Raw genomic sequence first — 22,689 nt, forward strand, 5'->3', positions numbered from 1 at the left:
GGGGGGGGGGGGGTTTTTTTTTGGGGGGGGGGGGGGGGGGGGGTTTTTCCCCCCCCCCCCCCCCCCCCACCCCCATTCGTTTGCCGGGAAATGCCCGGCATCAACCGCTGCGCCTTTGCGCCTTGAAGTCATTGATCGGGACGTGCACGGCATCAGCCGTCGAGGGCAGGCTGGCGCCGACCGGAAACCCGGGTGCGGCCCCATATTCCCCGGTCAGCCCGAAAAACGCCGGACACGCGGCCCGATGAAGGAATGGGAGGTGCAGGAGGGGCAAGCCCCTCCTGCAAAAGATCCCCTCCATCACACGGCAAAGCTAGAAATTCACCTCGATGTGCGACTTGACCGAGTTGGCGAGGAAGCAGAGCGCGTGGGAGCGGTGGTGGAGGTCGGCTTCCGTCTCCCGGTCGGGCGCTTGCCCTGAATAGACCACCCGGGGATTGAGGGTGACGCGGGTGACCTGCGTCTTGCCGTCGATGGTTTCCAGCACGCCTTCCGCCGTGTCGGTATAGCTGTCGATCACCAGTCCCTTCTTCGCGGCGAGCGAGAGGAAGAACAGCATGTGGCAGCTGGACAGGGCGGCGACGAAGGCTTCCTCCGGGTCCACGTTCTCGGCGATGGAGTAGGGCAGCGGCACCACATCGGGCGAGGAGGATGCAGGGACCACCGCGCCGCCATCGAAGCGCCAGAAATGGCCGCGGCTGTATCTGTTGTCCGTGAAGCGGGCGTCGCCGCGCTCCCAGGATACTTCGGCGCTGAAGCGGCTCATGCGGGGTCTCCTTGCGGTTGGTGAAGACAGGGGGCGACGTTGGACAGGTGGGCCGAGAGGGCCGCGACCGCTGCCTCGATGTCCTGCCGCGCGCATGCCGCCAAGAGGGCCCGGTGCTCGTCGTAGAGCGTGGCGCGCTGGGGGCTGCCCCTGGGCTGCAGGGCGTAGATGCGGCGGCTCTCGCGGCGCGCCTCCTCGATCATGGTCAGGAGCCGCAGGTTGCCGCACGCGCCATAGAGGAGGCGGTGGAACCGGATGTCCATCTCCTCCAGCTCGGCGGGGTCATCCTCCTGCGCGATCGCGTCGCAGAGGCGGGCCGCCTTGCGGAGGGTGCCCTCGTCCAGCCGGGGCAGGGACAGGCGCAGGGCGTGGGTTTCAAGCGCCACCCGCACGCCGATCAGATCAAGGGCCTGCCGGGCGCTCCATTCGGTCACGACGACGCTGCGGTCCGACCGGTGGGTCAGGAGCCCGGCCACCAGCAGCCGCTCCAGCACGCGGCGGACCGGCTGGCGGCTGACGCCGAAGCGGGCGGCAAGCTCCTCCTGCTTCAGCGGCGTGCCCGGCGGCAGCAGCCCCTGTTCGATCTCGTCCCGCAGGATGGTTTCCATCGAGTTTGGATCCATGGATCCAAATTAGCGCAGGGAAACGCCGCGTCAATGCCGGTCGCACCGGCGGAAGGGGTGAGTGTTCGGGGAAGCCGTGAGTCGGGAGGATCGGCGGGAGTCCGCGCGGGCCGGGGGGTCAGTGCGTGGTGATCACACCGGCCGCGAAGTCCTTGAGGTTTTCGAAGCGCAGGTTGAAGTGGGGCAGGGGCCGGGGCAGGCGGGTGGCGCCGGGCTTGCCCTGGGTGCGGTCGATCCACACGGTCTTGAGCCCGGCGGCCTGCGCCGGGCCGTGGTCGTGGTAGAGGGACTGGGCCACGTGCACCACCTCGTGCGGTTCGATGCCCCGCGCCGCCAACTGGGCCAGCAGGAAGTCGAAGTTGCGGGGGTTGGGCTTGTAGGAGCCGATCTGTTCGGCGGTGAACACGCCGTCAAACGGCACGTCCAGCTGCTTGAGCGAGCCGAGGATGCTGGCTTCATCGACGTTGGAGAGGATGAACAGCCGGAACCGGGTCTTCAGCCGCTTGAGGGCGGGCACCGTATCGGCGAACGGCGGCCAGGAGGTGATGGAGTCGGCGAAGCGGGCGGCGGCCTCTTCGTCCACGGCCACGTCCAGTTCCTGCGCCATCTGGCGGTAGACCTCCGCCACCACCTGCCGGTAGGGCCAGCTGGGGTGGGCGTGCTCCAGATCGGGCTCCACCGCGCCGAAGCCCGCCAGCACCTTGGCGGCCCCGAACCGGCTGACCCAGGGAGCGAGCGCCTCAAGGATGCCGCGCTCCCAGTCGATCAGGGTGCCGTAGCAGTCAAAGCTGAGGGCGCGGACTTGAGACCAGTCGATCATCCTGTCTCTCCGATTATGGGGACGTGGGGGGCGGCGTCTTGCGGCAGCAGGCCGGTGAGCCGGGGGTCCGGCGCGATTTCCACCTTGCGGGCGTAGGCACGAAAGCCGTGTTTCAGATAAAAGGCCAGCGCTCGGGGGTGGTCAAGGGTGCAGGTGTGCAGCCAGACCCGCCGGGGCTTGCGCGCCCAGGCAAGGGCCAGCGCCTGCGTCATCAGCCATGAGCCCGCGCCGCGCCCGGTGAGCCGGGGCAGCAGGCCGAGGAACACGATCTCCACCTCGCCCTCGACCGAGGCATCCAGCTCCAGAAGCCCGACATCCGCCCCGCGCTCGCGCACCGCATAGAGCAGGGTACCGGGGGCGGTGAGCCGGGCGCGCAGGGCCGCGTCGTCGAGCAACAGGCGGCTGAACCACAGCCAGGGCGCGCCGATCGCGCGGAACAGGGCGCGGTACCAGTCCGGCTCGGGATCGGATACCGGCACGAGCTGCAAGGTCATCATCACCGGCCCGGGTTTGGGCCGGGGGCGCTCGGTCATTTCCAGACAGGTCACGACGCTGGCGATGGCGCCGGCGGGAACGTCGATAAGCTGGACCATCACAAACCACGGGTCAGGAAGGAGCGGGCCGCACGCCGGGGGCCCGCGCACCGGCTTTCCTTGTGCCGCAAGCAGCCCCGATGGAAAAGGGGGCGTTGCCGCCCCCTCTCGCAGTAATGCAGTTGTTTGTGGCTTTTCTGCCCGCCCGGCGGACCCGGCTCAGCCCTCGGTCGGGAGGAAGTCGGGGACCGAGAGGTAGCGCTCGCCGGTGTCGTAGTTGAAGCCGAGGATGCGGCTGCCGGCCGGCACCTCCTTCAGCTTGCTGGCGATGGCGGCGAGAGTCGCGCCGGAGGAGACGCCGACGAGCAGGCCTTCCTCGCGGGCGGCACGGCGGGCCATTTCGCGGGCGTCTTCCGCCTCCACCTGAATGACGCCGTCCAGCAGGCGGGTGTCGAGGATGGCGGGGACGAAGCCCGCGCCGATGCCCTGAATGGGGTGCGGGCCGGGCTGGCCGCCGGAGAGCACGGGCGACAGGTTGGGCTCCACCGCGAACACCTGGAGGTTCGGCCACTTCTCCTTCAGCACCTTGGCAACGCCGGTGATATGGCCGCCGGTGCCGACGCCGGTGATGAGGCAGTCCAGCCCCTCGGGGAAGTCGGCGAGGATTTCCTGCGCGGTGGTGCGCTCGTGCACCGACACGTTGGCCGGGTTCTCGAACTGCTGGGGCATCCACGCGCCCGGGGTCTCGTTCACGATCTCGGTGGCCTTTTCCACCGCGCCCTTCATGCCCTTCTCGCGCGGGGTGAGCACGAAGCTGGCACCATAGGCCAGCATCAGGCGGCGGCGCTCGATCGACATGCTCTCGGGCATGACGAGGATGAGCTTGTAGCCCTTGACGGCCGCGACCATGGCAAGGCCAATGCCGGTGTTGCCCGAGGTGGGCTCGACGATCACGCCGCCCGGCTTGAGGGCGCCGGAGCGCTCCGCATCCTCGATCATGGCGAGGGCAATGCGATCCTTGATCGAACCGCCCGGGTTCGACCGCTCCGACTTGACCCACACTTCATGTGTGCCGCCAAAGAGGCGGTTGATGCGGATGTGCGGCGTCTTACCGATGGTGTCGAGAATGCTGTTCGCTTTCATCAATGCCTCCAAATGCCGATCCGGCGCTGTCAGCGAACAAGATAAAGGGAAGCCCTTTCAGGCCAAGGGAGAATTTCTTCTCAGGAGCCGGATGCGGCTTTGGCTTTCCCGGACGGGGCGTGTTCGGGCCCGGCTTCGGGCCCGGATTCGGGCCTGGAGTCCGGCCTGGACTCCGGCTCGGGCGGCACCAGCTTGTTGGCCTTGCGCAGCTCGGGGAAGGCCCAGGCCCACAGCGCGGTGACCAGCATCGCCGCGCAGCCGCCCATCACCACCGCCGGAACCGCGCCGAGGAGGCGGGCGACGAGACCGGCGTAGAACTCGCCCAGCTCGTTGGAGGCGCTGACGAACAGCGTGCCCGCCGAGGCGACGCGGCCGCGCATCTCGTCGGGCGTGTAGAGCTGGAGCAGGGACTGGCGCACGTAGACGCTCACCATGTCCGCCCCGCCCAGCACCGTGAGCGCCGCCAGCGACAGCGGGAAGGAGCGGGACAGGCCGAACACCACCGTGCACAGGCCAAAGAGGCCGACGCAGGCGAACATCCACAGCCCCACGTTGCGGCGCAGGCCGAAGCGGGCCAGCAGCACCGCCACGATGGCCGCGCCCACGGCCGGGGCGGCGCGCAGGTTGCCCAGCCCCTCCGGCCCCACCATCAGCACGTCGCGGGCGTAGACCGGCAGCATGGCCGTGGCCGAGCCCAGCAGCACGGCGAACAGGTCGAGCGTGATGGCGCCCAGAATGATGCGGTTGGTGCGGATGTACTTGAGCCCGGCGAGGATGGACTTCCACGGCCGGTCCTTGGGGGCGACGGTGTGCGGCACGGGCCGGATGCAGAACATGGCGGCGAGCGCCAGGCTCAGCAGCGCCAGACAGGTGCCGTAGACCCACTGCGGGCCGCCCGCCATCAGGTAGCCGCACGCGGCCGGGCCGCCGACGGCCGCCGTCTGCCAGGCGATGGAGTTCCAGGCAATGGCGTTGGGCAGGATCTTCAGCGGCACCAGATTGGGCGCCAGCGCCTGAAGCGACGGCCCCATGAAGGCGCGGCCCACGCCCAGCAGGGTGGCGGCGACGAAGATCGGCCACAGGGTCTGGCCGTCCAGGATCGTGTGGCCGAACAGCCAGGCGAGCGCCACGATCTCCAGCGCGATCGCGCCGCGGGCGACCCAGCGGCGGTCCACCCGGTCGATGACATGCCCGGCGAACAGGCTGCATCCGGCCAGCGCCACGAACTGCACCAGGCCGATCAGGCCGAGGTAGAGCGAGGCTTCCTTGATGGTGTGGGTGCGCCGGGCGATCTCGTAGACCTGCCAGCCGATCCCGACCACGGTCATGAGGCTGGAGAAGCTGGCGAGAAAGCGGGCAGCCCAGAAAAAGCGGAAATCCCGGACGGCGAAGGCCGACTTGGGTGCGGCGTCTGGGGCGGCAGTGTGGCTGTCGGACATGAAAATTGCCTATGGCAGTGAGTCCGGGGCCCGTCGAGAGGGTTCCTTGGTCGCTCATTGGCAACCGTGTGTTCGTGTTCAGGCAACAGTTTGGCCGCGTGCGGGTTCTGGCAACGCTCCGTGCTGGCAGTGGCGCGGCGGGCCGGGATGGGCGATGATGGCCGGGAAGCCGGATTGTTCCGGCGGAAATGCAATGGACGGGTTCAGAAAGACCGAAACGGTTCCTATGTCCTGGTCATGGCTCGCCCGGCCGGCATGCGCGCCGGCCGGACAGCTTGCCGCGCTCCGCCGTTCTTTCGTACCGGGGCGCGTCCCGATGCGTTTGGTGTCCTTAACGAGTGATGGATTCTTATGACTGCTGATGTCTCCCAACCCCGACGGATCTTCCCCAGCGCCACGGAGGAAGCCGGGATCGCCGACAAGGTGGAGGGCACGCCCCAGACCAACCACCCGAGCTATCGCCTGGCCATCGCCGACCGCGATTTCCTGCTGCGCGATGAGCTGCGCCCGGTGCGCTTCCAGCTGGAGATGCTGAAGCCCGAGCTGATCCTCAAGGAGCATAAGATCGCCTCGACGGTGGTGTTTTACGGCTCGGCCCGGATTCCGTCGCCGCAGGCTGCGGAGGCGCTGGTGGCGGCCGCCCGGACCCCGCGCGAGAAGCTGGTGGCTGAGCGGCTGAAGGAGAAGTCGCGCTATTACGACGAGGCCTACAAGCTGGCCTACCGCTTCTCCAGCATCCCGCAGGACCCGGACGGCGAGCGGCATTACGTGGTCTGCTCCGGCGGCGGCCCGAGCATCATGGAGGCGGCCAACAAGGGCGCGCATGACGCCGGCGCGCCCACCATCGGCCTCAACATCGTGCTGCCGCACGAGCAGTACCCCAACGAATACGTGACCCCGTCGCTGAGCTTCCAGTTCCACTACTTCGCGCTGCGCAAGATGCACTTCCTGATGCGCGCGCGGGCGGTGGTGGCGTTCCCCGGCGGCTTCGGCACGTTCGACGAGCTGTTCGAGGCGCTCACCCTGGTCCAGACCGGCAAGATGAAGCCCATCCCCATCCTGCTGTTCGGCCGGGAATTCTGGAACCGGGTCGTGAACTTCGAGGCGCTGGCGGAGGAAGGCACCATCTCGCCGCGGGATCTGGAGCTGTTCCGGTTCGTGGAGACCGCCGAGGAGGCGTGGCAGGTGCTGCACGAGTGCTGGGGCCTGCCGGCCGAATAGCCCCCGGCGTTGCAGCCATCAGGAGAGGCCGGGCCGCCGCCGCGCGCGCCCGGCGTACCCTCAGTTGAGGGCGAGGTCGCCGCAGGGACTGCCGGAGAGGATGTCGGACTCGTAGGTGTAGCAGTGCCCGGGGTAGAGATGGACCGCGCAGGCCATCAGCTCGTCCCGGAGGTCGAGGCAGGCGTAGGTGATGCGCAGGCACGGCGAGAGCGCCGCGACGCCCAGAAGGCGCGCCTCGCTCTGGTGGGGCGTGACGGACTGCGCCTTCATCCGCACCCGACCCGGCGGCTCGCCCAGCGCTTTCAGCTGCTGCCAGACCGGCTCGTGGCCCGGCTGGATCTGCCCGGCCAGCTGCTTCAGGCGCTCGGGCAGGAAAATCTCCACAAGCATGGTGGGCGACGCGCACACCGCCGAGCGGATCGCCCAGCGGCTGCCGACGGCGCAGCCGAGCCGCTGCGCCAACCGCTCGTCGGCCGCCAGCGTGGTCGCGCCGCCGAAGCGGCCGGGCTGAAGAAGCATGGGCGCGGGCTCGGGGCACGCGCTCATCTGCGGGTCGAGAACCGGAGCCGGGGCGGCCCCGTCATGGCGGATGAGCGTGCCCGCGCCGCGACGGCGGGAGATCAGCCCTTCCTGCTGAAGCTGGCGCAGCGCCTCGCGAATGGTGAAACGGCTGACCTGATAATGGGCGCAGAGTTTCTCCTCGGTCGGGAGATATGTGCCCGCAGCGAATTCCTGGCTGGTGATGCGCGCGCGCAGGTCCGCTGCAATCTGGAGGTAGAGCGGCTGGCCTGTCAGCTCGGCTATGTGAGCCGCTTCGGATAAGGTCTCGCTCATCGCACCGACACCCGTCTCGCCGTTAATCTCGACAGACTAGAATAATTCTAGCCGTTTTCAACCTTCGCATTCGTGGGCGCGGCGGACGAAGCGGCGGGGGCCAGCAGCCCGCGACCGGCCGGACGGGCGCGGGCAGACGGGAGTCAGGCGGGGGCAGACGTGAGTCTGGCGGGGTCAGGCGGGATCGGGCCGACTCAGCCGGCGGGGCGGACCGCGCCGCGCGCCGCCCCGAGCGCGCCGTAGACCTTGATGTCGATGACGGCGCCGCGCCTGCGCTGGGCGGCCAGCCAGTCCTCGATGCCTTCGAGCGGCACCACATGGACGGTGATGTTCTCGTGCTCCGTGCCGCCGCCCGGGCCGGCGCGGGTGAGGCCGGTCGCCAGGTAAATGTGCACGGTCTCGGGCGTCAGGCCGGCGGAGGAAGCGCCTTCGTACAGGAAGGTCCAGTGGTCGGCGCGGAAGCCGGTCTCCTCCTCCAGCTCGCGCCGGGCGGCGACCAGCATGTCCTCGTCGGCGTCGTCCTCGTCGCCGACAAGCCCGGCGGGCAGCTCGACGGACGGGCCGCCGAGCGCCGCCCGCCACTGCTCCACCAGCACCAGCTCGCCCGCTTCCGTGACCGGGACAATGCCCACGACCCCGGAGCCGCGATTCCGAACGGCGAACTCCCAGCCATCCTCGCAGACCAGCTCCAGATACCTGCCGGTGCCAAGCACCTCCCGTTTGCGCGCCATGCACGAGGCCCTTTCGTGAAACTCGCGTACCGTTTAAACGCTCAGGTTATGTCCTGCGTCATCCCGCCTGTCAGCTACCGTCTTTATGAAGCCGACTTTCCGGCCTTTGCCAATGCCCTCGGCGAGTCGTATGCGCGCTATGGCTTCGCCGTCGTCTCCGACCATGACGTGCCGGAAGGGCTGATCGAGGGAACGCTCGACCGCTTCAAGACCTTCTTCGCCTGGCCCGAGGCGGACAAGCGCCGCTACCACCGCCCCGGCATCGCCGGTGCGCGCGGCTATACGCCCTTCGGCATCGAGACCGCCAAGGGCGCCCGCGTCCATGACCTGAAGGAATTCTGGCACCTGGGGCGGGAGCTGCCCGATGGCCACGCCTATCGCGCGTTCATGCCGGAGAACGTGTGGGTGGCGGAAATCGAGGGCTTCCGCGAGACGGCCTATGGCCTCTACGAGGCGCTCGACGGCTTCGGCCAGCGGATGCTGCGGGCGATCGCCCGGTATCTGGGCCTCGACCCCGCCTTCTTCGACGACAAGGTGAACGCGGGCAACAGCCTGCTGCGGGTGCTGCATTACCCGCCGGTGCCTGCGGACGCGGCAGGGGCGGTGCGGGCGGCGGCCCACGAGGACATCAACGTCATCACCCTGCTCCTGGGCGCGGAGGAAGGCGGGCTGGAAATCCTCACCCGGGATGGCCGCTGGCTGCCGATCAATCCGCCGCCGGGGTGCATCGTCGTCAACATCGGCGACATGCTCCAGCGCATGACCAACCACGCGCTGCCCTCGACCACCCACCGGGTGGTCAACCCGCCGCCCGAGCGGGCACACCGGCCGCGCTATTCCATGCCCTTCTTCCTCCACTTCAACCCGGATGTGGCGATCGAGCCGCTGCCGCAGTGCGTGACGGCGGACAACCCCTGCCGCTATCCCCGGCCGATCACGGCGCAGGCCTATCTGGAGGAGCGGCTGCGGGAAATCCGCCTGCTCTGAGGGACGGCAGGGTCTCCCGCTCAGTCATCGTCCCATTCGGGGAGCGCCCTCAGCTGCTCGGCGGTCAGCCGGGTGCGGAACTGGCCGTTGTGCACGGTCAGCTGCTCCAGGGGGACAAGCACTTCCCTGTCGCGCAGGCCAAGGAACGTGCCCACCTCGACCGTCACGCCCACGATCTGGTCGCGGTTGTTGGCGATCACCTCCTCCACCTCGCCGATGCGCTTGCCGTCGGCGTCGTAGACCATCGCGTCCTCCATCTGGCGCACGGTCATGTTGGCGGGGCCGCGCAGCGGCTCGTCGTCATCCACTTCGCGCAGGTAGGTGCCGGCCGGGGCCATGCGGTCCTGCTGCCGGGGCTGGGGCTGCGCCTGCTGGCCGCCGAGCTGGCGGTTGATCGCGTCGCGCACGTCCTGAACGACGCCGCCGCTGCCCGGGGAGGTCTGGGTGTCCTGAGCCAGGGCGGAGGCGCTGCCTCCCGCCATCGCCAACACGGTCGCAATCACCATTGCCGTTTTCATGGCGCACCTCGCTTTCCTGAAATTGCGCTTCTGGTCGAACGAGGCAAGCCGCTTCCGCGTTCCCCCCGCGCTCAGGGTTCGGCGGGCGCGGCAGCCTGGCGGCGCTGGTCGTTGGCGGCTTCGTGGGCGAGGCGGGTGGGCTCGGGCAGACGGTAGCCGCGCGTCGCCCGCAGCACCCACTCGACCGCCGTTTCCAGCGACACCCGGTGGCCGGTCGAAATGTAGAGCGGGCGGGCGCGGCGGCGGGTGCGCAGCACCATGGCGATGGTCTCCCCCTTCCACACCAGCGGGGTGCGGTCGCCCGGCTCCTCCCCCAGCGGCCCGAGCGGCTCGCCGACGAGGATGCTCTTGGCAACGCCGATGCTGGGCCGGTCGAGCAGCACCCCCAGATGGCTGGCGATGCCGAGCCCGCGCGGGTGGCTGATGCCGTGGCCATCGACGAACAGGAGGTCGGGCGGCGCGGGCAGCTGGCGGTAGGCTCCCACCAGGCTCGGGCATTCCCGAAAGCCGAGGTAGCCGGGCACGTAGGGGATGGGGCTGGGGGCGCTGAGGGCGGCGGTGGCCTCCCGCTCCAGCGAGGGCCAGCGGAGGAGGACGATGGCGGCATGGATCGGGCCGGTCGAGTCCCGCCATTTCATGCTGGTGTCCACCCCCGCCAGGCGATGGACCGGGCCGAGAGCGTCCTCCCGCACCACCCGCCGGGCCAGCGCGCGCTGCACCTCCGCCGCGACGGCGAGGGAGGGCGGGGAGAGCCAGTCGGTGGGGATCTGCGGGTCGGTCATCGGTTCCACGTCCATGGCCTGTCCTGCCGCGAGCGACAGCTTTTCCGCAAGGGCGATTGTTTGGTAGGACACGCCCGGGGGAAAGGAGAGTTTCATGACCGCACAGTTCCGTCGGCGTCGCAGCGCCCTGTACATGCCCGCTTCCAACGCCCGCGCCCTGGAGAAGGCCAAAACGCTGGAGTGCGATGTGGTGATCCTCGATCTGGAGGACGCGGTCGCACCCGAGGCGAAGGCCGAGGCCCGGGCGGCGGCCGCGGCGGCGGTGCGCGGCGGCGGCTATGGCGAGCGCGAACTGGTCATCCGCGTCAACCGCCTCGACACGCCCTGGGGTCTGGCGGACGTGGAGGAGGCAACCCGGGCAGGGCCGCACGCCATTCTCCTGCCCAAGGTGGAAAGCGCCGCCGAGGTGCAGCAGCTGGACGCGGCGATGGCCGGGCGGGACGGCGGGGCGGGCCCGCGCATCTGGTGCATGATCGAGACGCCGAAGGGCTTCCTCAGGCTGGAGGAAATCGCCGCCGCCAGCCCGCGGCTTGCGTGTCTGGTGATGGGCTTTGCGGATCTGGTGAAGGACTTGCGCGCCATCGACACCGTGGACCGCGCGCCGCTGCATTTCGCCATGAGCCGGGCGGTGATGGTGGCGCGGGCCATGGGTCTCGACGTGCTGGACGGCATGTATCCCAACATCCGCGACGAGGAGGGGCTGGTGCGCCAGTGCCGGCAGGCACGCGAATTCGGCTTTGACGGCAAGACGCTGATCCACCCGAGCCAGATCGGCCCGGCCAACGCGGCCTTCTCGCCCTCCGAGGCGGAGGTGGCGCAGGCCCGGCGCATCGTGGCAGCGTTCGAGGCCGCCGAGCGGGAGGGCAAGGGGCTGGCCGTGCTCGACGGGCAGATGATCGAGGCGCTGCACGCCGTGGCGGCGCGGCGCGTGCTGGCCATGGCGGGCGAGCGCTGAAGGAATTGAGGGACATGAATCGAGAGACGGGGCGCGGCAACCCTGCGGCCGCGCCCCGCCTGCCGGCATGATTACCGCTGGCGGCGATTGGCGGGGCCGCCGCCGCTCCCACCCCCACTACCCTTGTCCGGGCTGTTCGGATCGCCGTTCTCCGCCCGGTCGGCGGTGGGGCGGTCGGCGGCGGTGTTGGCGGCGGGTTCGGCGTGCTGGCCGCCCTCAAGGCTGGTCTGGGTTGCCTGCTGGCCGCCGCTTGTCTGTGTCCAGGTGCGGCTCGACTTGAAGCCGCCGGGCAGGGAGGTCTGCGCCATCGCCCCGCGATCGCCGCTCTCGCGCACCCCGGTCCCCTCGCCCTGCTGCTGGCCCTGTTGCTGGTCCGGCTGTTGCCCCGGCTGGGGCGAGAAGGCGGCGTTCTGGTCGGCGATGCCCTGCACCGCCTGCGCCTGACGCGGCACGCGCGGCACGGAGCCGGATTGCAGGAACTGGCGGCCCTCATCGGCCAGCCCGCCGGAGCGCTGGCCGCTTTGCAGCCGCTCCATCGGGTCGCGGTGGGCCTGCTGCGCCTGCCGGTTGGAGCCGGAGCCCTCGCCCCGGATGTTCTGAAGGGAATCGGTCTCGTCCGCCCGGCCCTGCTGGCTCTGCTGACGGTCCGCCTGCATGCCCTGGCCAAGCTGGCCCTGCTGGTGGGCCTGCTGGTGGGCTTGACCCTGCTGTTGCCCCTGCTGAGCCTGCCCGCCCCTGTTCTGGTTCCGCTTGTCGTTCGTCATTCTCGTCTCTCCCGCTACCCGATCGGCGGATTGCTCACTGGTCAGGGGCAACGGATCGGGGGCCGGCCTGTTCCGCCGCATCCCGGCGAAGCGCCGCCGTCCGCCCGGCAGGCGGGACGGATGGAGACACCCCGGGCCCGGAGCGTTGCTCGGCGCGTTGCTCGGCGTTCTGTTGGGCTCAGCGTTTGGTGGCGCCGGGGGTGCGGGTGCCGGGCGCGTTCTCCGCCTGCTGCTGGGTCTGCTCGCGGGAGCGGCGCTCGTCCTGCTGGCGGGCGCGCTCCTTCGGCGCGGTGTCCGGCCCGGTGCTGACCGTGCCGCGGTTGTCCTGACCGGGCTGGCCGCCTGCGTCCCAGTTGCGGGGCATGGACGACTCGCCAAGCCCGCGCCCGCTCTGCTGGGCGCTGGCGTACATGCCGGCGCCGTGGAGAACCTGCCCGCCGGCGGCGGTCATGCCGGCTTTCAGCGGGTCCTCCACCGCGCCGCCGTGCTGCGTCTGGCGGGGCGTGGTCTGGTTCGGTTGCGCGTTCTGTTGGCTGTTCGGTTGTCTGTCTGGTTGCCTGGGGGGCTTGCGGTCCTGGGTCATGGGCGGCTCCTTGCCGGAGAGAGGAAAGTCTCTCCCCGGGCAACGCCGCCCACGGAGCGCCTGTTCCGCCCGCCGGGACGAGGGGCTAGCCGGACACGCCCGCCCGTTCGAGCCAGGGCTTCAGGCGGCCCGTCAGCCACAGCCCGTACATGCGGAAGTCCGAAATCAGCGACCAGAAGGGATAGCGGAACGTGGCGGGCCGGTTCTTCTCCACGAAGAAGTGCCCGATCCACGCCGGGCCGTAGCCCGCCACCAGCAGCGCCGGCAGCCAGGCCAGCTTGCCCGTTGCAATGATGGCGGCAGCGCCGAGGAGAACCAGTGTGGTGCCCGCATAGTGCCAGCGCCGCGTCGAGGGGAGGCGATGCTCCCGCAGGTAATAGAGGAAGAACGCGTCGTAGGATTCAATGCGGTTGCTTGAGCGATGGTCGGTCATGTCCCTCTCTCCCGGCTCCCCTGCTTCTGGCTCCCGCTGTCTGGTTGGCTGTTCCCTATTCTACCACACGGCCGACCGGCGGGGTGTTGCCCGGCCGGGGGGTATGCCCGGGTCGCGATTGACGTTTACGTAAACGTCAACTAGAGTCCGGGCCATGACAGCCGAAGCCGCAGATCGCATCCAGTCCTTCTTCTCGGGACTGCGCATCCCGGATCTTCCCGGGCCATTCACGATCACCGATCTGGCCGTGGCGTTCAACATCACGCCGCGCGCCATCCGCTTCTACGAGGATCAGGGGCTCATCAATCCCGAGCGGCGCGGCCAGAACCGTATCTATCACCGCCGGGACTTCGTGCGCCTGGCCTGGATCCTGCGCGGCAAGCGGGTGGGTTTCTCCCTCGCTGAAATCCGCGAAATGCTCGACCTCTACGATCTCGACGACGGCCGCGCGCGCCAGCGGCAGGTGACGCTGGAGAAATGCCGCGCCCGCATCAGCGCGCTTCAGGAGCAGCGGGCCGACATCGACAACATGATCGACGAGCTGGAACAATTCTGCCTCATGCTCGAGTCCCTCGTGCCGTCCGACGCGAAGGGCGCGAAGGAAACCAACAAGGAGTAGGACATGCCTGTCTATGCCGCACCGGTGAAGGAAACCCAGTTCATTCTGAACAACGTTCTGAAGCTGGAGTCTTACGCCAACCTTCCCGGCTTTGCCGAGGCGACGCCCGACATGGTGCAGGCGATCCTCGATGAGGCGGCGAGCTTCGTCGAGGGCGTGGTCCAGCCGACCAATCAGCCGGGCGACGAACACGGCTGCACCCGGCACGAGGACGGCAGCGTCACCACCCCGCCGGGCTTCAAGGAAGCCTACGAGAAGTTCGTCGAGGGCGGCTGGGGCACGCTGACCGCCTCGCCGGAGTACGGCGGCCAGGGCCTGCCCTATGTGCTCGGCACCGCCTTCGAGGAATTCCTGATCTCGGCGAACCTGGCCTTTGCCATGTACCCCGGCCTTACCCACGGCGCGGTGGCGGCCCTCGAGGCGGTGGGCTCGGAGGAGCAGAAGCGCAAGTATCTGCCCAACATGGTCTCGGGCAAATGGTGCGGCACCATGAACCTGACCGAGCCGCACTGCGGCACGGATCTGGGCCTCCTGCGCACCCGGGCCGAGCCGCAGCCGGACGGCACCTACAAGATCACCGGCACCAAGATCTTCATCTCGGCGGGCGAGCATGACCTCGCCGAGAACATCATCCATCTGGTGCTGGCGAAGATGCCGGACTCGCCGGACAACGTGAAGGGCATCTCCCTGTTCCTCGTGCCCAAGTTCCTGGTGAACGACGATGGCACGCTCGGCGCGCGCAACGCGGTTTCCTGCGGCTCCATCGAGAAGAAGATGGGCATCCACGGCAACGCCACCTGCGTGCTCAACTACGACGGCGCGACCGGCTGGCTGGTGGGCGAGAAGGAAAAGGGCCTCGCCGCCATGTTCATCATGATGAACGCGGCGCGGCTGGGCGTCGGCCTTCAGGGCCTCGCCCTTTCCGAGGTGGCCTACCAGAACGCCGTCCGCTACGCCCGCGAGCGCTTGCAGGGGCGGGCGCTCACCGGGCCGGTGAACACGGAGGGCAAGGCCGATCCGATCATCGTCCACCCGGACGTGCGGCGCATGTTGATGGACATGCGCGCCTTCAACGAGGGCGCGCGGGCGCTCGCCCTGTGGGCGGGCCTGCTGGTGGACCTCACCCGCAAGGCCCCGACCGAGGAGGAGCGGCAGCAGGCGGATGACCTGATCGGCCTCCTGACGCCGGTCATCAAGGGCTACTTCACCGATCGCGGCTTCGAGAACGCGGTGGCGGCCCAGCAGGTGTTCGGCGGCCACGGCTACATCCGCGAGAACGGCATGGAGCAGTTCGTGCGCGATGCCCGCATCGCCCAGATCTACGAAGGCGCCAACGGCGTGCAGGCGATGGATCTGGTGGGCCGCAAGCTGGCCCGCAACGGCGGCCGGGCGCTGCAAGCCTTCAACAAGCTGGTGATGGAGGAAATCGCCAGCGCCAAGGGCGACGCGCAGCTGAAGCCGCTGGCGGAGGCGCTGGAGCGCTCGCTGGGCCACCTCCAGGCCGCCACCATGTGGCTGATGCAGAACGCCATGACCAACCCCAACAACGCGGGCGCGGCGGCCTATCCCTACATGCATCTGGCCGGGCTGGTCGGCGTTGGCCTCATGTGGCTGAAGATCGCCCGGGCCAGCCTTGACGCGCTGGCCAGCGGCGAGGGCGACGAGCGCTGGCTGCGCAACAAGCTGGTGACCGCGCGCTACTTCGCCGAGCGGCACCTGCCCGACACGGCCAGCCTGCGCCGCAAGGTGGAGGCGGGCGCGGAGACGGTGATGGCGCTGGCCGCGGAGGATTTCTGAGGCAGTTCCCAGGGCGAGGATTTCCCAGACGCACCCTGCGCATCCGGGACGGAAGGACCAAGGAGAGGGAAAGACATGGCTGAAGCCTATATCTACGATGCGGTCCGCACCCCGCGCGGCCGGGGCAAGCCCGACGGCGCGCTGCATGAAATCACGCCGATCCAGCTGGCGACGCAGGTGTTGCAGGCGCTGCGCGACCGCAACCGGATCGACACGGCGGACGTGGACGACGTGATCCTCGGCTGCGTCACCCCCGTGGCGGAGCAGGGCGCGGACATCGCCCGCGTCGCGGTGCTGAACGCGGACTATGCCGAGACCACCGCGGGCGTGCAGATCAACCGCTTCTGCGCCTCCGGCCTTGAGGCGGTGAACATGGCGGCGGCCAAGGTGATCTCGGGCGAGGCGGACATGGCCATCGGCGGCGGTGTCGAGTCCATGAGCCGTATCCCCATGGCGTCGGACGGCGGCGCGTGGGCCACCGACCCGGCGGTCGCCATGAAGACCTACTTCGTGCCGCAGGGCATCTCGGCCGACCTCATCGCCACCAAGTACGGCTTCAGCCGCGACGACGTGGACGCCTACGCCGTCGAGAGCCAGAAGCGCGCGGCGCAGGCCTGGGCGGAGGGGCGCTTCGCCAAATCGATCGTGCCGGTGAAGGACGTGATGGGCGAGGTGGTTCTCGACCGCGACGAGCACATGCGCCCCGAAACCGACATGCAGTCGCTGGCGCAGCTGCGGCCCTCCTTTATCGACCTCGGCGAGACCATGCCGGGCTTCGACCATGTGGCGCTGCTGAAATACCCGGAGGTGGCGCGCATCAACCATGTGCACCACGCCGGCAATTCCTCCGGCATCGTGGACGGCGCGGCGGGCGTGCTCATCGGCTCGAAGGAAATGGGCGAGAAATACGGCCTCAAGCCGCGCGCCCGCATCCGGGCCATGGCGTCCATCGGCTCCGAGCCCACCATCATGCTGACCGGCCCCTCCTTCGCCACCGAAAAGGCGCTGAAGAAGCTGGGCATGACCCCGGCGGACATCGACCTGTTCGAGCTGAACGAGGCCTTCGCCGCCGTGGTGCTGCGCTACATGCAGGCGCTCGACATCCCGCACGACAAGATCAACGTGAACGGCGGGGCCATCGCCATGGGCCACCCGCTCGGCGCGACCGGCGCCATGATCCTCGGCACCGCGCTCGACGAACTGGAGCGGCGCGACCTGGCGACGGCGGTCGTCACCCTGTGCATCGGCGCGGGCATGGGCACCGCCACCGTGATCGAGCGGATCTGATTTAGGCGCAAAGGAGCGGTTCCCATGTTTGACACGATCAAATTCGATGTGGATGCGGACGGCGTTGCGCTGCTCGTGATCGACGTGCCCGGCCAGTCGATGAACGTCATCACGCCGGATTTTGTGCGCGACCTCAACGCTGCCATCGACCGCATCAGCGGCGAGGACGCCATCAAGGGCGCGGTCATAACCTCGGGCAAGGACAGCGGCTTCATGGCCGGCGCCGACCTCAAGTGGATCGGCGGCCTCATCGCCAGCGTGCGCGCCAGCGGCGGCGCGAGCGCAGGCCAGATCTTCGAGCAGGCGTTCTCGCTCAACGCCGTGTTCCGGCGGCTGGAGACCTGCGGCAAGCCGGTGGCCATCGCCATCAACGGCCTCGCCATGGGCGGCGGGCTGGAACTGGCGCTCGCCTGCCACTACCGGGTGGTGGCGGACAACCCGAAAATCCAGCTGGGCGTGCCGGAAGTGCTGGTGGGCCTGCTGCCCGGCGCGGGCGGCACCCAGCGCCTGCCGCGCCTCATGGGCATTCAGGCCGCGCTCATGACCATGGCGCAGGGCAAGAGCCTGCACCCGGCCGAGGCCAAGGCGATGAACGTGGTGCACGAAGTGGCCCCGGCGGCGGAAATCGTCGCCCGCGCCAAGGCGTGGGTGCTCGCCAATCCCAAGGCCGTCCAGCCGTGGGACGTGAAGGGCTTCAAGATCCCCGGCGGCTCGGGGCCGTTCAACCCGGCCATTGCCCAGCTGTTCATGGGCGCCGCGCCCATGGTGATGAAGGAGACGCTGGGCAACTACAACGCGCCCAAGGCCATTCTCTCGGCGGTCTACGAGGGCACGCAGCTGCCGTTCGACCGGGCGATCCGGCTGGAGAGCAAGTATTTCACCAAGCTGCTGATGGACCCGCAGGCGGGCAACATGATCCGCACGCTGTTCGTCAACAAGCAGGCCGCCGAGCGCGGCGCGCGCCGCCCGAAGGACATCGAGAAGCTGCCGACAAAAAAGCTCGGCATGTTGGGCGCGGGGCTCATGGGCGCGGGTATCGCCTACGTCTCCGCCAAGGCGGGCATCGAGGTGGTGCTGCTCGACCGGGACATGGCCAGCGCCGAGAAGGGCAAGGACTACTCCCGCAAGCTGGTGGAGAAGGACGTGAAGCGCGGCAAGCTCAGCGCCGAGAAGGGCGAGGCGCTGCTGGCCCGCATCACGCCGACGGCGGACTTCGCGGATCTCAAAGGCTGCGACCTCATCATCGAGGCGGTGTTTGAAGACCGCGCGGTGAAGGCGGACGCCACGCAGAAGACCGAGGCGGTGATGGGAGCGGAGACCATCTTCGGCTCCAACACCTCGACGCTGCCCATCACCTCGCTGGCGGAGAGCTGGAGCCGGCAGGAAAACTTCATCGGCATCCACTTCTTCTCGCCCGTCGAGAAAATGCCGCTCGTCGAGATCATCACCGGCAGGAACACCGGCCCCAAGGCCATCGCCAAGGCGCTGGACTATGTGGCGCAGATCAAGAAGACGCCGATCGTCGTCAACGACAGCCGAGGCTTCTACACCTCGCGCTGCTTCGGCACCTACGTGATGGAAGGCTACACGCTGGTGGGCGAGGGGGTGAACCCGGCGCTCATCGAGAATTGCGGACGGCAGGCGGGTATGCCGGTCGGCCCGCTGGCGGTGGGCGACGAGACCGCCATCGATCTGGCCTGGAAAATCAAGAAGCAGACCATGCTCGACCTGGGCGACGCCTACCGGCCGACCGAGGGCGACCGGGTGGTCGATCGCATGTACGAACTGGGCCGCTATGGCCGCAAGGCGGGCAAGGGCTTCTACGAATACCCGAGCGACGGCGGGAAGAAATATCTCTGGCCGGATATCGCCAGGGAATTCGGCCGCCTGCCCGAGGACGAACAGCCGGACCCGGCCCTGGTGCGCAAGCGCCTCATCTACCGCCAGCTGGCCGAATGCGCCCGCTGCTATGAGGAGGGCGTGCTGACCACCCCGGAGGACGGCGATCTCGGGGCCATCTTCGGCTGGGGCTTTGCGCCCTTCACCGGCGGTCCGTTCAGCCTGATGGATACGATCGGCATCGCCAAGGTGGTGGAGGAACTGGATCGCCTCGCCCAGCAGTACGGCGAGCGCTTCAACCCGCCCCAGCTGCTGCGCGAAATGGCCGCCCGGGGCGAGACCTTCTACAGCACCGCAGGCGCCCGCAAGGCAGCGTGACGGCGTGACGGTGTGACGGGGTTTGTGAGCAGGGGGAACGTGTTCCCCCTGCGACCCCGCGCCTGAAGCCTCGTTCCTTTCAGGTTGATTTGAATGGCCAGGAGGGTCTCGGACCCTCCTGGCAACCTCCCTTTCGTTTTCAGGATGTGTCCGGCAGCCGCCGCTGGCGCGAACTGACGACCGGGTGCGGCCGGACATGAAGTGGGGGGATAAGGGGGGGGCTGCTTGAGCCCTTTTCACAGAGCCGCGCCCGTCATCCCGCGCACGGCCCGAAAAACAAACGGGCGTGCAGAGGGTCCGAGACCCTCTGCGAAAAAATCACCCCGGCTGGCGGCTGAGCGATGGGCGCCCGTCACGCGCGGCGAGGCGGGCGCCGAGCCGCAGGCCCGGCACTTCGATCCAGCGGTAGCCGGCGTAGGAGAGCAGCAGCGTCAGGCCCGCTGCCAGGGGGATGAACATGGAGCGGTACTGGCTGGGGGTCAGCTCCAGGGCGTTGAAGACGAGCATCAGTGCGAAAATCGCCACCGTGTGCAGGACAAAGGTGGAATAGGCCATGCGGCTCAGTTGCAGCAGCCCCGGGTGGGCGAGCACGCCCTTGACCAGGCTCATGCCCGGCTTGCGCGGCGCGTAGAGCGCGCCCAGCACGCCGAACCAGATCACCATCGCCGGCTTCAGCACCGCGACGGCCGTCACGATGATCGCCGCCAGCAGGCCCGGCATCAGCCAGCGCAGCCGGTCGCGCGAGAGGAAGAAGTAGGTGACGATGCCGACACCGAACAGCCAGAGGTGGTCCGGCAGGAAGGCGCTGCCTGCCCGCTCCTGAAGCAGCAGGACCGCGACGGCGACGAGCCCGAGCACGACCCAGCGGCGGCCGACGATCGCCGCGTAGAGCAGCGGGGCGATCAGGCAGAACTGCCATTCCAGCGAAATCCACCACCCCTGCGGGAGAAAGGCAAACTCCCCCTGCGGGACGAGCGCGGGCGGCACCAGCCCCTGCGCCAGGGCGAGATGGCTCAGCACATTGGGCCAGAACTGCGCCCGGGCCGCGGCGATGTTTTCCACCTGCGCGACGGCCCACTCCGACTCCGCGAAGGGGGAGCCGAGCACGGCGGCCGCCTGCAAGCCAAGCGTCAGCGCCAGCACCGCGAGGGCGGCGAGGTAGACCGGAAAGAGCCGGAAGCCGCGCCGCAGGACGTAGGAGCCCCAGCTGTCCTCCTTGCGGTCGAGAAGCTGGAAGGCGGTGAAGCCGGACAGGAGAATGAACAGGTCGATGGCGTGGTTCGCCTCGAAAACCCACGGCACATGCATGCCGGTCGCCAACGCCAGATGGGCCGCCACCACCCACCACACACTCAGGCTGCGCAGCCCTTCCAGCTCATGGATTCTTCCCACCAACACAACTCCCCGAAGGTTTTAGCCAGGGAGCATTAAACCATCCGAAGCGTGGCAGGACAAGGAAACGGCCCGAACCCCCGGGCGCAAGACGAACAAGGCCCGCCGGTTGGCGGGCCTTGCTCTGTCGGAACGTGCCGTTTCCGTGCGGCTTGCCAGCCGCGAAGTGACGGTCTCCGTGCGGCTTGCCAGCCGCGAAGTGACGGTCTCCGTGCGGCTTGCCAGCCGCAAAGTGACGGTCTTCGTGCGGCTTACCAGCCGCACTGGCGTCCCTTGTTCTGCTGCTTCAGGTACGCCATCAGCGGCGCGAAGTAGTTCTGCATGGAGCGGGCGCTCATCTGGCTGGTGCCGGTGAAGGCCTTCAGCGCCTCCGGCCAGGGCTTGGACGCGCCCATGGTCAGCATCTCGTTGAGCTTCTCGCCCACCTGCTTGTTGCCATAGATGGAGCAGCGGTGGAGCGGCCCCTTCCAGCCCGCCATCTTGCACGCCGCCTCGTGGAACTGGAACTGGAGGATGCGGGCCAGGAAGTAGCGCATGTAGGGCGTGTTGCCCGCCACGTGGAACTTCGCACCCGGGTCGAAATCCTCCTCGCTGCGCGGCTCGGGCGGCACGATGCCCTGGTAGTCCTGCCGCAGCCTGGTCCAGGCGGCATTGTAGTTGGCCGGGGTGACCTCGCCCGAGAACACCTTCCAGCGCCACTTGTCCACCAGCAGGCCGAACGGCAGGAACGCCACCTTGTCCAGCGCCTGGGACATGAGCAGGCCCACGTCGCCCTTGGCGTCCGGCTCCTTGTCGAGGAGGCCCAGCTTCACCAGGTAGTCCGGCGTCACCGAGAGGGCGATGAAGTCGCCGATCGCCTCGTGGAAGCCGTCGTTCGCGCCGTTCATGTAGAGCAGCGGCTGCTGGTTGTAGGCGCGCTGGTAGAAGTTGTGACCCAGCTCGTGGTGGGCGGTGACGAAATCGTCGCCGTTCACCTTGGTGCACATCTTCACGCGCAGGTCTTCCTTGTTGTCCACGTTCCAGGCGCTGGCGTGGCACACCACCTCGCGATCGGCCGGCTTGACGATCATCGAGCGCTCCCAGAAGGTCTCGGGCAGCGGCGCAAAGCCGAGCGAGGTGAAAAAGCCCTCGGCGGTCTGCATGATCTTGACGGGCGAGTAGTCCCTGGCGACCAGCAGCTCGGTCAGGTCATAGCCCTTGTCCGCATTCGGCGGGGCCACCACCTCGTAGATGTTGCCCCACTCCTGCGCCCACATGTTGCCGAGCAGGTCGGCGCGGATCGGGCCGGTCTTGGGCTGCACGTCGTCGCCGTACTTCTTGTTGAGCTCGGCGCGGACATAGCAGTGCAGCTGCTCGTAGAGCGGCTTCACGTCGGCCCACAGGCCGTCCACCATCTTCTCGAACTCTTCCGGCTTCATGTCGTAGCCGCTGCGCCACATGGCGCCGGTGTCCGCATAGCCCAGCTCGCGCGCGCCTTCGTTGGCGATCTCCACCAGGCGGGCGTAGTCCTGCCGCATCGGGCGGCCGACGTTGTTGTGCCAGCTGACCCACATTTCCTTCAGCTTGGCCGGATCGCGGACAAGGCCCATCTGCTCCTCGATGTCGGAACCGGAGATTTCCTTGCCGTCGAGGGTGCCGCGCCCCTTGCCGTAGGTGGATTGCAGGCGGGTGGCGATCTCGCTCAGCTCTTGCGCCGCGCCCGGCCGGTCGGGGGCGGCGAGGGTGAGGCCCTGCTTCAGGATTTCCAGCTTGCGGCGGGTGTCGTAGTCCAGCGACAGGGCGTTGTAGCGGGCCGCCTGCTTGGCGTACTTCACGCCCAGCTCGGTCAGTTCCGCGCCGGATCTGGCGGCCAGCCAGTCGGAATCGAAGTTGATGTAGGTGGCGTTCAGCCAGGCGATGCGCCCGGCGTATTCGCTGAGATCGCCCAGCACCTTCTCGGCCTCGGCGACGAAGGCCCGGGCCTCCTCGGCGGTGGGCGCGCTGGCGGCCGGGGCCGCCTCGGCCTGGGTCTGCTGCGCCATCGCCTGGCCTGCGGCCATCGTCGGCAGGCTGAGCGCCAGGGCGATTGCAGTTGCGGTTCTGCGCATGGGTCTGTCCCCCAATATCGGTTCAGTATGGGGCGCAGAAAACTCCGTTTCGCCGTCAGCGTCAACGGCGCAGCCCGCGCAAAAGCGCAATTCCCGGGGGGTGCCGGGGCGCTGCCCTATGCCGCGTTGGCGCAGGGGCGCCCGGCATGGCATGAAGG

At 68.7% G+C, this 22,689-nt stretch carries 22 protein-coding genes; 7 read left to right on the plus strand and 15 right to left on the minus strand.

From position 1 onward, the window contains the following. Positions 1-313 precede the first annotated feature (313 nt). From ACSJJU_RS10870 to ACSJJU_RS10895, 6 genes are all read right to left on the minus strand, one after another. Positions 314-766 carry an OsmC family protein gene (locus tag ACSJJU_RS10870; protein WP_435915476.1) on the minus strand — a complete coding sequence of 151 codons (453 nt, stop codon included), beginning with the start codon at positions 764-766 and terminating at the stop codon, positions 314-316. Next, positions 763-1,374: a GntR family transcriptional regulator gene (locus ACSJJU_RS10875; RefSeq protein ID WP_435915477.1), complete on the minus strand. Its 612-nt coding sequence runs from the start codon at positions 1,372-1,374 to the stop codon at positions 763-765. Before ACSJJU_RS10875 ends, ACSJJU_RS10870 begins: the two co-directional genes overlap by 4 nt. 133 nt (positions 1,375-1,507) lie before the next feature. Beyond that, positions 1,508-2,209, minus strand: coding sequence for a haloacid dehalogenase type II (locus ACSJJU_RS10880; protein ID WP_435915478.1), 702 nt, complete (start codon positions 2,207-2,209; stop codon positions 1,508-1,510). Beyond that, positions 2,206-2,802 carry a GNAT family N-acetyltransferase gene (locus ACSJJU_RS10885; protein WP_435915479.1) on the minus strand — a complete coding sequence of 199 codons (597 nt, stop codon included), beginning with the start codon at positions 2,800-2,802 and terminating at the stop codon, positions 2,206-2,208. Before ACSJJU_RS10885 ends, ACSJJU_RS10880 begins: the two co-directional genes overlap by 4 nt. A gap of 159 nt (positions 2,803-2,961) precedes the next feature. Beyond that, positions 2,962-3,885 (minus strand): cysteine synthase A, encoded by a 924-nt coding sequence (gene cysK / locus ACSJJU_RS10890; protein ID WP_435915480.1) that lies wholly within the window; start codon positions 3,883-3,885, stop codon positions 2,962-2,964. Between the two features lie 80 nt (positions 3,886-3,965). Then, positions 3,966-5,324, minus strand: coding sequence for an MFS transporter (locus tag ACSJJU_RS10895; RefSeq protein ID WP_435915482.1), 1,359 nt, complete (start codon positions 5,322-5,324; stop codon positions 3,966-3,968). A 351-nt stretch (positions 5,325-5,675) separates the two neighbouring features. Between ACSJJU_RS10895 and ACSJJU_RS10900 the strand changes: the two genes are divergently transcribed. Further along, a complete protein-coding gene (locus ACSJJU_RS10900; RefSeq protein ID WP_435915483.1) occupies positions 5,676-6,545 on the plus strand; it encodes a TIGR00730 family Rossman fold protein in 870 nt (289 codons plus the stop codon). A gap of 60 nt (positions 6,546-6,605) precedes the next feature. Here ACSJJU_RS10900 and ACSJJU_RS10905 read toward each other — a convergent pair whose 3' ends face one another. Next, positions 6,606-7,379, minus strand: coding sequence for a GntR family transcriptional regulator (locus tag ACSJJU_RS10905; RefSeq protein WP_435915485.1), 774 nt, complete (start codon positions 7,377-7,379; stop codon positions 6,606-6,608). 194 nt (positions 7,380-7,573) lie between these two features. Further along, complete coding sequence (locus ACSJJU_RS10910; RefSeq protein ID WP_435915486.1) at positions 7,574-8,110, minus strand: NUDIX hydrolase; 537 nt, start codon at positions 8,108-8,110, stop codon at positions 7,574-7,576. Positions 8,111-8,158: 48 nt separating this feature from the next. Between ACSJJU_RS10910 and ACSJJU_RS10915 the strand changes: the two genes are divergently transcribed. Continuing rightward, the gene (locus ACSJJU_RS10915) at positions 8,159-9,097 is read left to right on the plus strand and encodes an isopenicillin N synthase family dioxygenase (RefSeq protein WP_435915487.1); all 939 of its coding nucleotides are present in this window, start codon (positions 8,159-8,161) and stop codon (positions 9,095-9,097) included. A gap of 20 nt (positions 9,098-9,117) precedes the next feature. Here the strand turns inward: ACSJJU_RS10915 and ACSJJU_RS10920 are convergent, their stop codons facing one another. Further along, the gene (locus ACSJJU_RS10920; protein ID WP_435915488.1) at positions 9,118-9,615 is read right to left on the minus strand and encodes a PRC-barrel domain-containing protein; all 498 of its coding nucleotides are present in this window, start codon (positions 9,613-9,615) and stop codon (positions 9,118-9,120) included. A gap of 71 nt (positions 9,616-9,686) precedes the next feature. Next, positions 9,687-10,493, minus strand: a complete 807-nt coding sequence (gene nfi / locus ACSJJU_RS10925) for a deoxyribonuclease V (RefSeq protein WP_435915490.1) — start codon at positions 10,491-10,493, stop codon at positions 9,687-9,689. Here nfi and ACSJJU_RS10930 point away from each other — a divergent pair. Beyond that, positions 10,492-11,352, plus strand: coding sequence for an HpcH/HpaI aldolase/citrate lyase family protein (locus ACSJJU_RS10930; protein WP_435915491.1), 861 nt, complete (start codon positions 10,492-10,494; stop codon positions 11,350-11,352). The genes nfi and ACSJJU_RS10930 overlap by 2 nt on opposite strands. Positions 11,353-11,423: 71 nt before the next feature. Here the strand turns inward: ACSJJU_RS10930 and ACSJJU_RS10935 are convergent, their stop codons facing one another. The 3 genes from ACSJJU_RS10935 to ACSJJU_RS10945 all read right to left on the minus strand — a co-directional run bounded on the left by ACSJJU_RS10935 (position 11,424) and on the right by ACSJJU_RS10945 (position 13,132). After that, the gene (locus tag ACSJJU_RS10935; RefSeq protein WP_435915492.1) at positions 11,424-12,116 is read right to left on the minus strand and encodes a hypothetical protein; all 693 of its coding nucleotides are present in this window, start codon (positions 12,114-12,116) and stop codon (positions 11,424-11,426) included. 178 nt (positions 12,117-12,294) lie between these two features. Beyond that, complete coding sequence (locus ACSJJU_RS10940) at positions 12,295-12,699, minus strand: hypothetical protein (RefSeq protein WP_435915493.1); 405 nt, start codon at positions 12,697-12,699, stop codon at positions 12,295-12,297. Between the two features lie 85 nt (positions 12,700-12,784). Continuing rightward, positions 12,785-13,132: an Mpo1-like protein gene (locus tag ACSJJU_RS10945; protein ID WP_435915494.1), complete on the minus strand. Its 348-nt coding sequence runs from the start codon at positions 13,130-13,132 to the stop codon at positions 12,785-12,787. Positions 13,133-13,286: 154 nt separating this feature from the next. On the opposite strand from ACSJJU_RS10945, the gene ACSJJU_RS10950 reads away from it, so the two are divergent. From ACSJJU_RS10950 to ACSJJU_RS10965, 4 genes are all read left to right on the plus strand, one after another. Continuing rightward, the gene (locus ACSJJU_RS10950; RefSeq protein ID WP_435915495.1) at positions 13,287-13,751 is read left to right on the plus strand and encodes a MerR family transcriptional regulator; all 465 of its coding nucleotides are present in this window, start codon (positions 13,287-13,289) and stop codon (positions 13,749-13,751) included. A 3-nt stretch (positions 13,752-13,754) separates the two neighbouring features. Next, complete coding sequence (locus ACSJJU_RS10955) at positions 13,755-15,548, plus strand: acyl-CoA dehydrogenase C-terminal domain-containing protein (protein WP_435915496.1); 1,794 nt, start codon at positions 13,755-13,757, stop codon at positions 15,546-15,548. A gap of 75 nt (positions 15,549-15,623) precedes the next feature. After that, on the plus strand, positions 15,624-16,835 hold the full coding sequence (locus ACSJJU_RS10960; RefSeq protein WP_435915497.1) for an acetyl-CoA C-acetyltransferase: 1,212 nt from the start codon (positions 15,624-15,626) through the stop codon (positions 16,833-16,835). Positions 16,836-16,859: 24 nt separating this feature from the next. Further along, complete coding sequence (locus ACSJJU_RS10965; RefSeq protein ID WP_435915499.1) at positions 16,860-19,052, plus strand: 3-hydroxyacyl-CoA dehydrogenase NAD-binding domain-containing protein; 2,193 nt, start codon at positions 16,860-16,862, stop codon at positions 19,050-19,052. A 318-nt stretch (positions 19,053-19,370) separates the two neighbouring features. On the opposite strand, the gene ACSJJU_RS10970 is transcribed toward ACSJJU_RS10965, so the two are convergent. Beyond that, the gene (locus ACSJJU_RS10970; RefSeq protein WP_435915500.1) at positions 19,371-20,444 is read right to left on the minus strand and encodes an acyltransferase family protein; all 1,074 of its coding nucleotides are present in this window, start codon (positions 20,442-20,444) and stop codon (positions 19,371-19,373) included. Between the two features lie 251 nt (positions 20,445-20,695). Next, positions 20,696-22,531, minus strand: a complete 1,836-nt coding sequence (locus tag ACSJJU_RS10975; RefSeq protein WP_435915501.1) for a M2 family metallopeptidase — start codon at positions 22,529-22,531, stop codon at positions 20,696-20,698. Positions 22,532-22,689: the final 158 nt, after the last annotated feature.

This window comes from Pedomonas sp. V897, assembly GCF_051304405.1.
Taxonomy (GTDB): Bacteria; Pseudomonadota; Alphaproteobacteria; order Sphingomonadales; family Sphingomonadaceae; genus Pedomonas.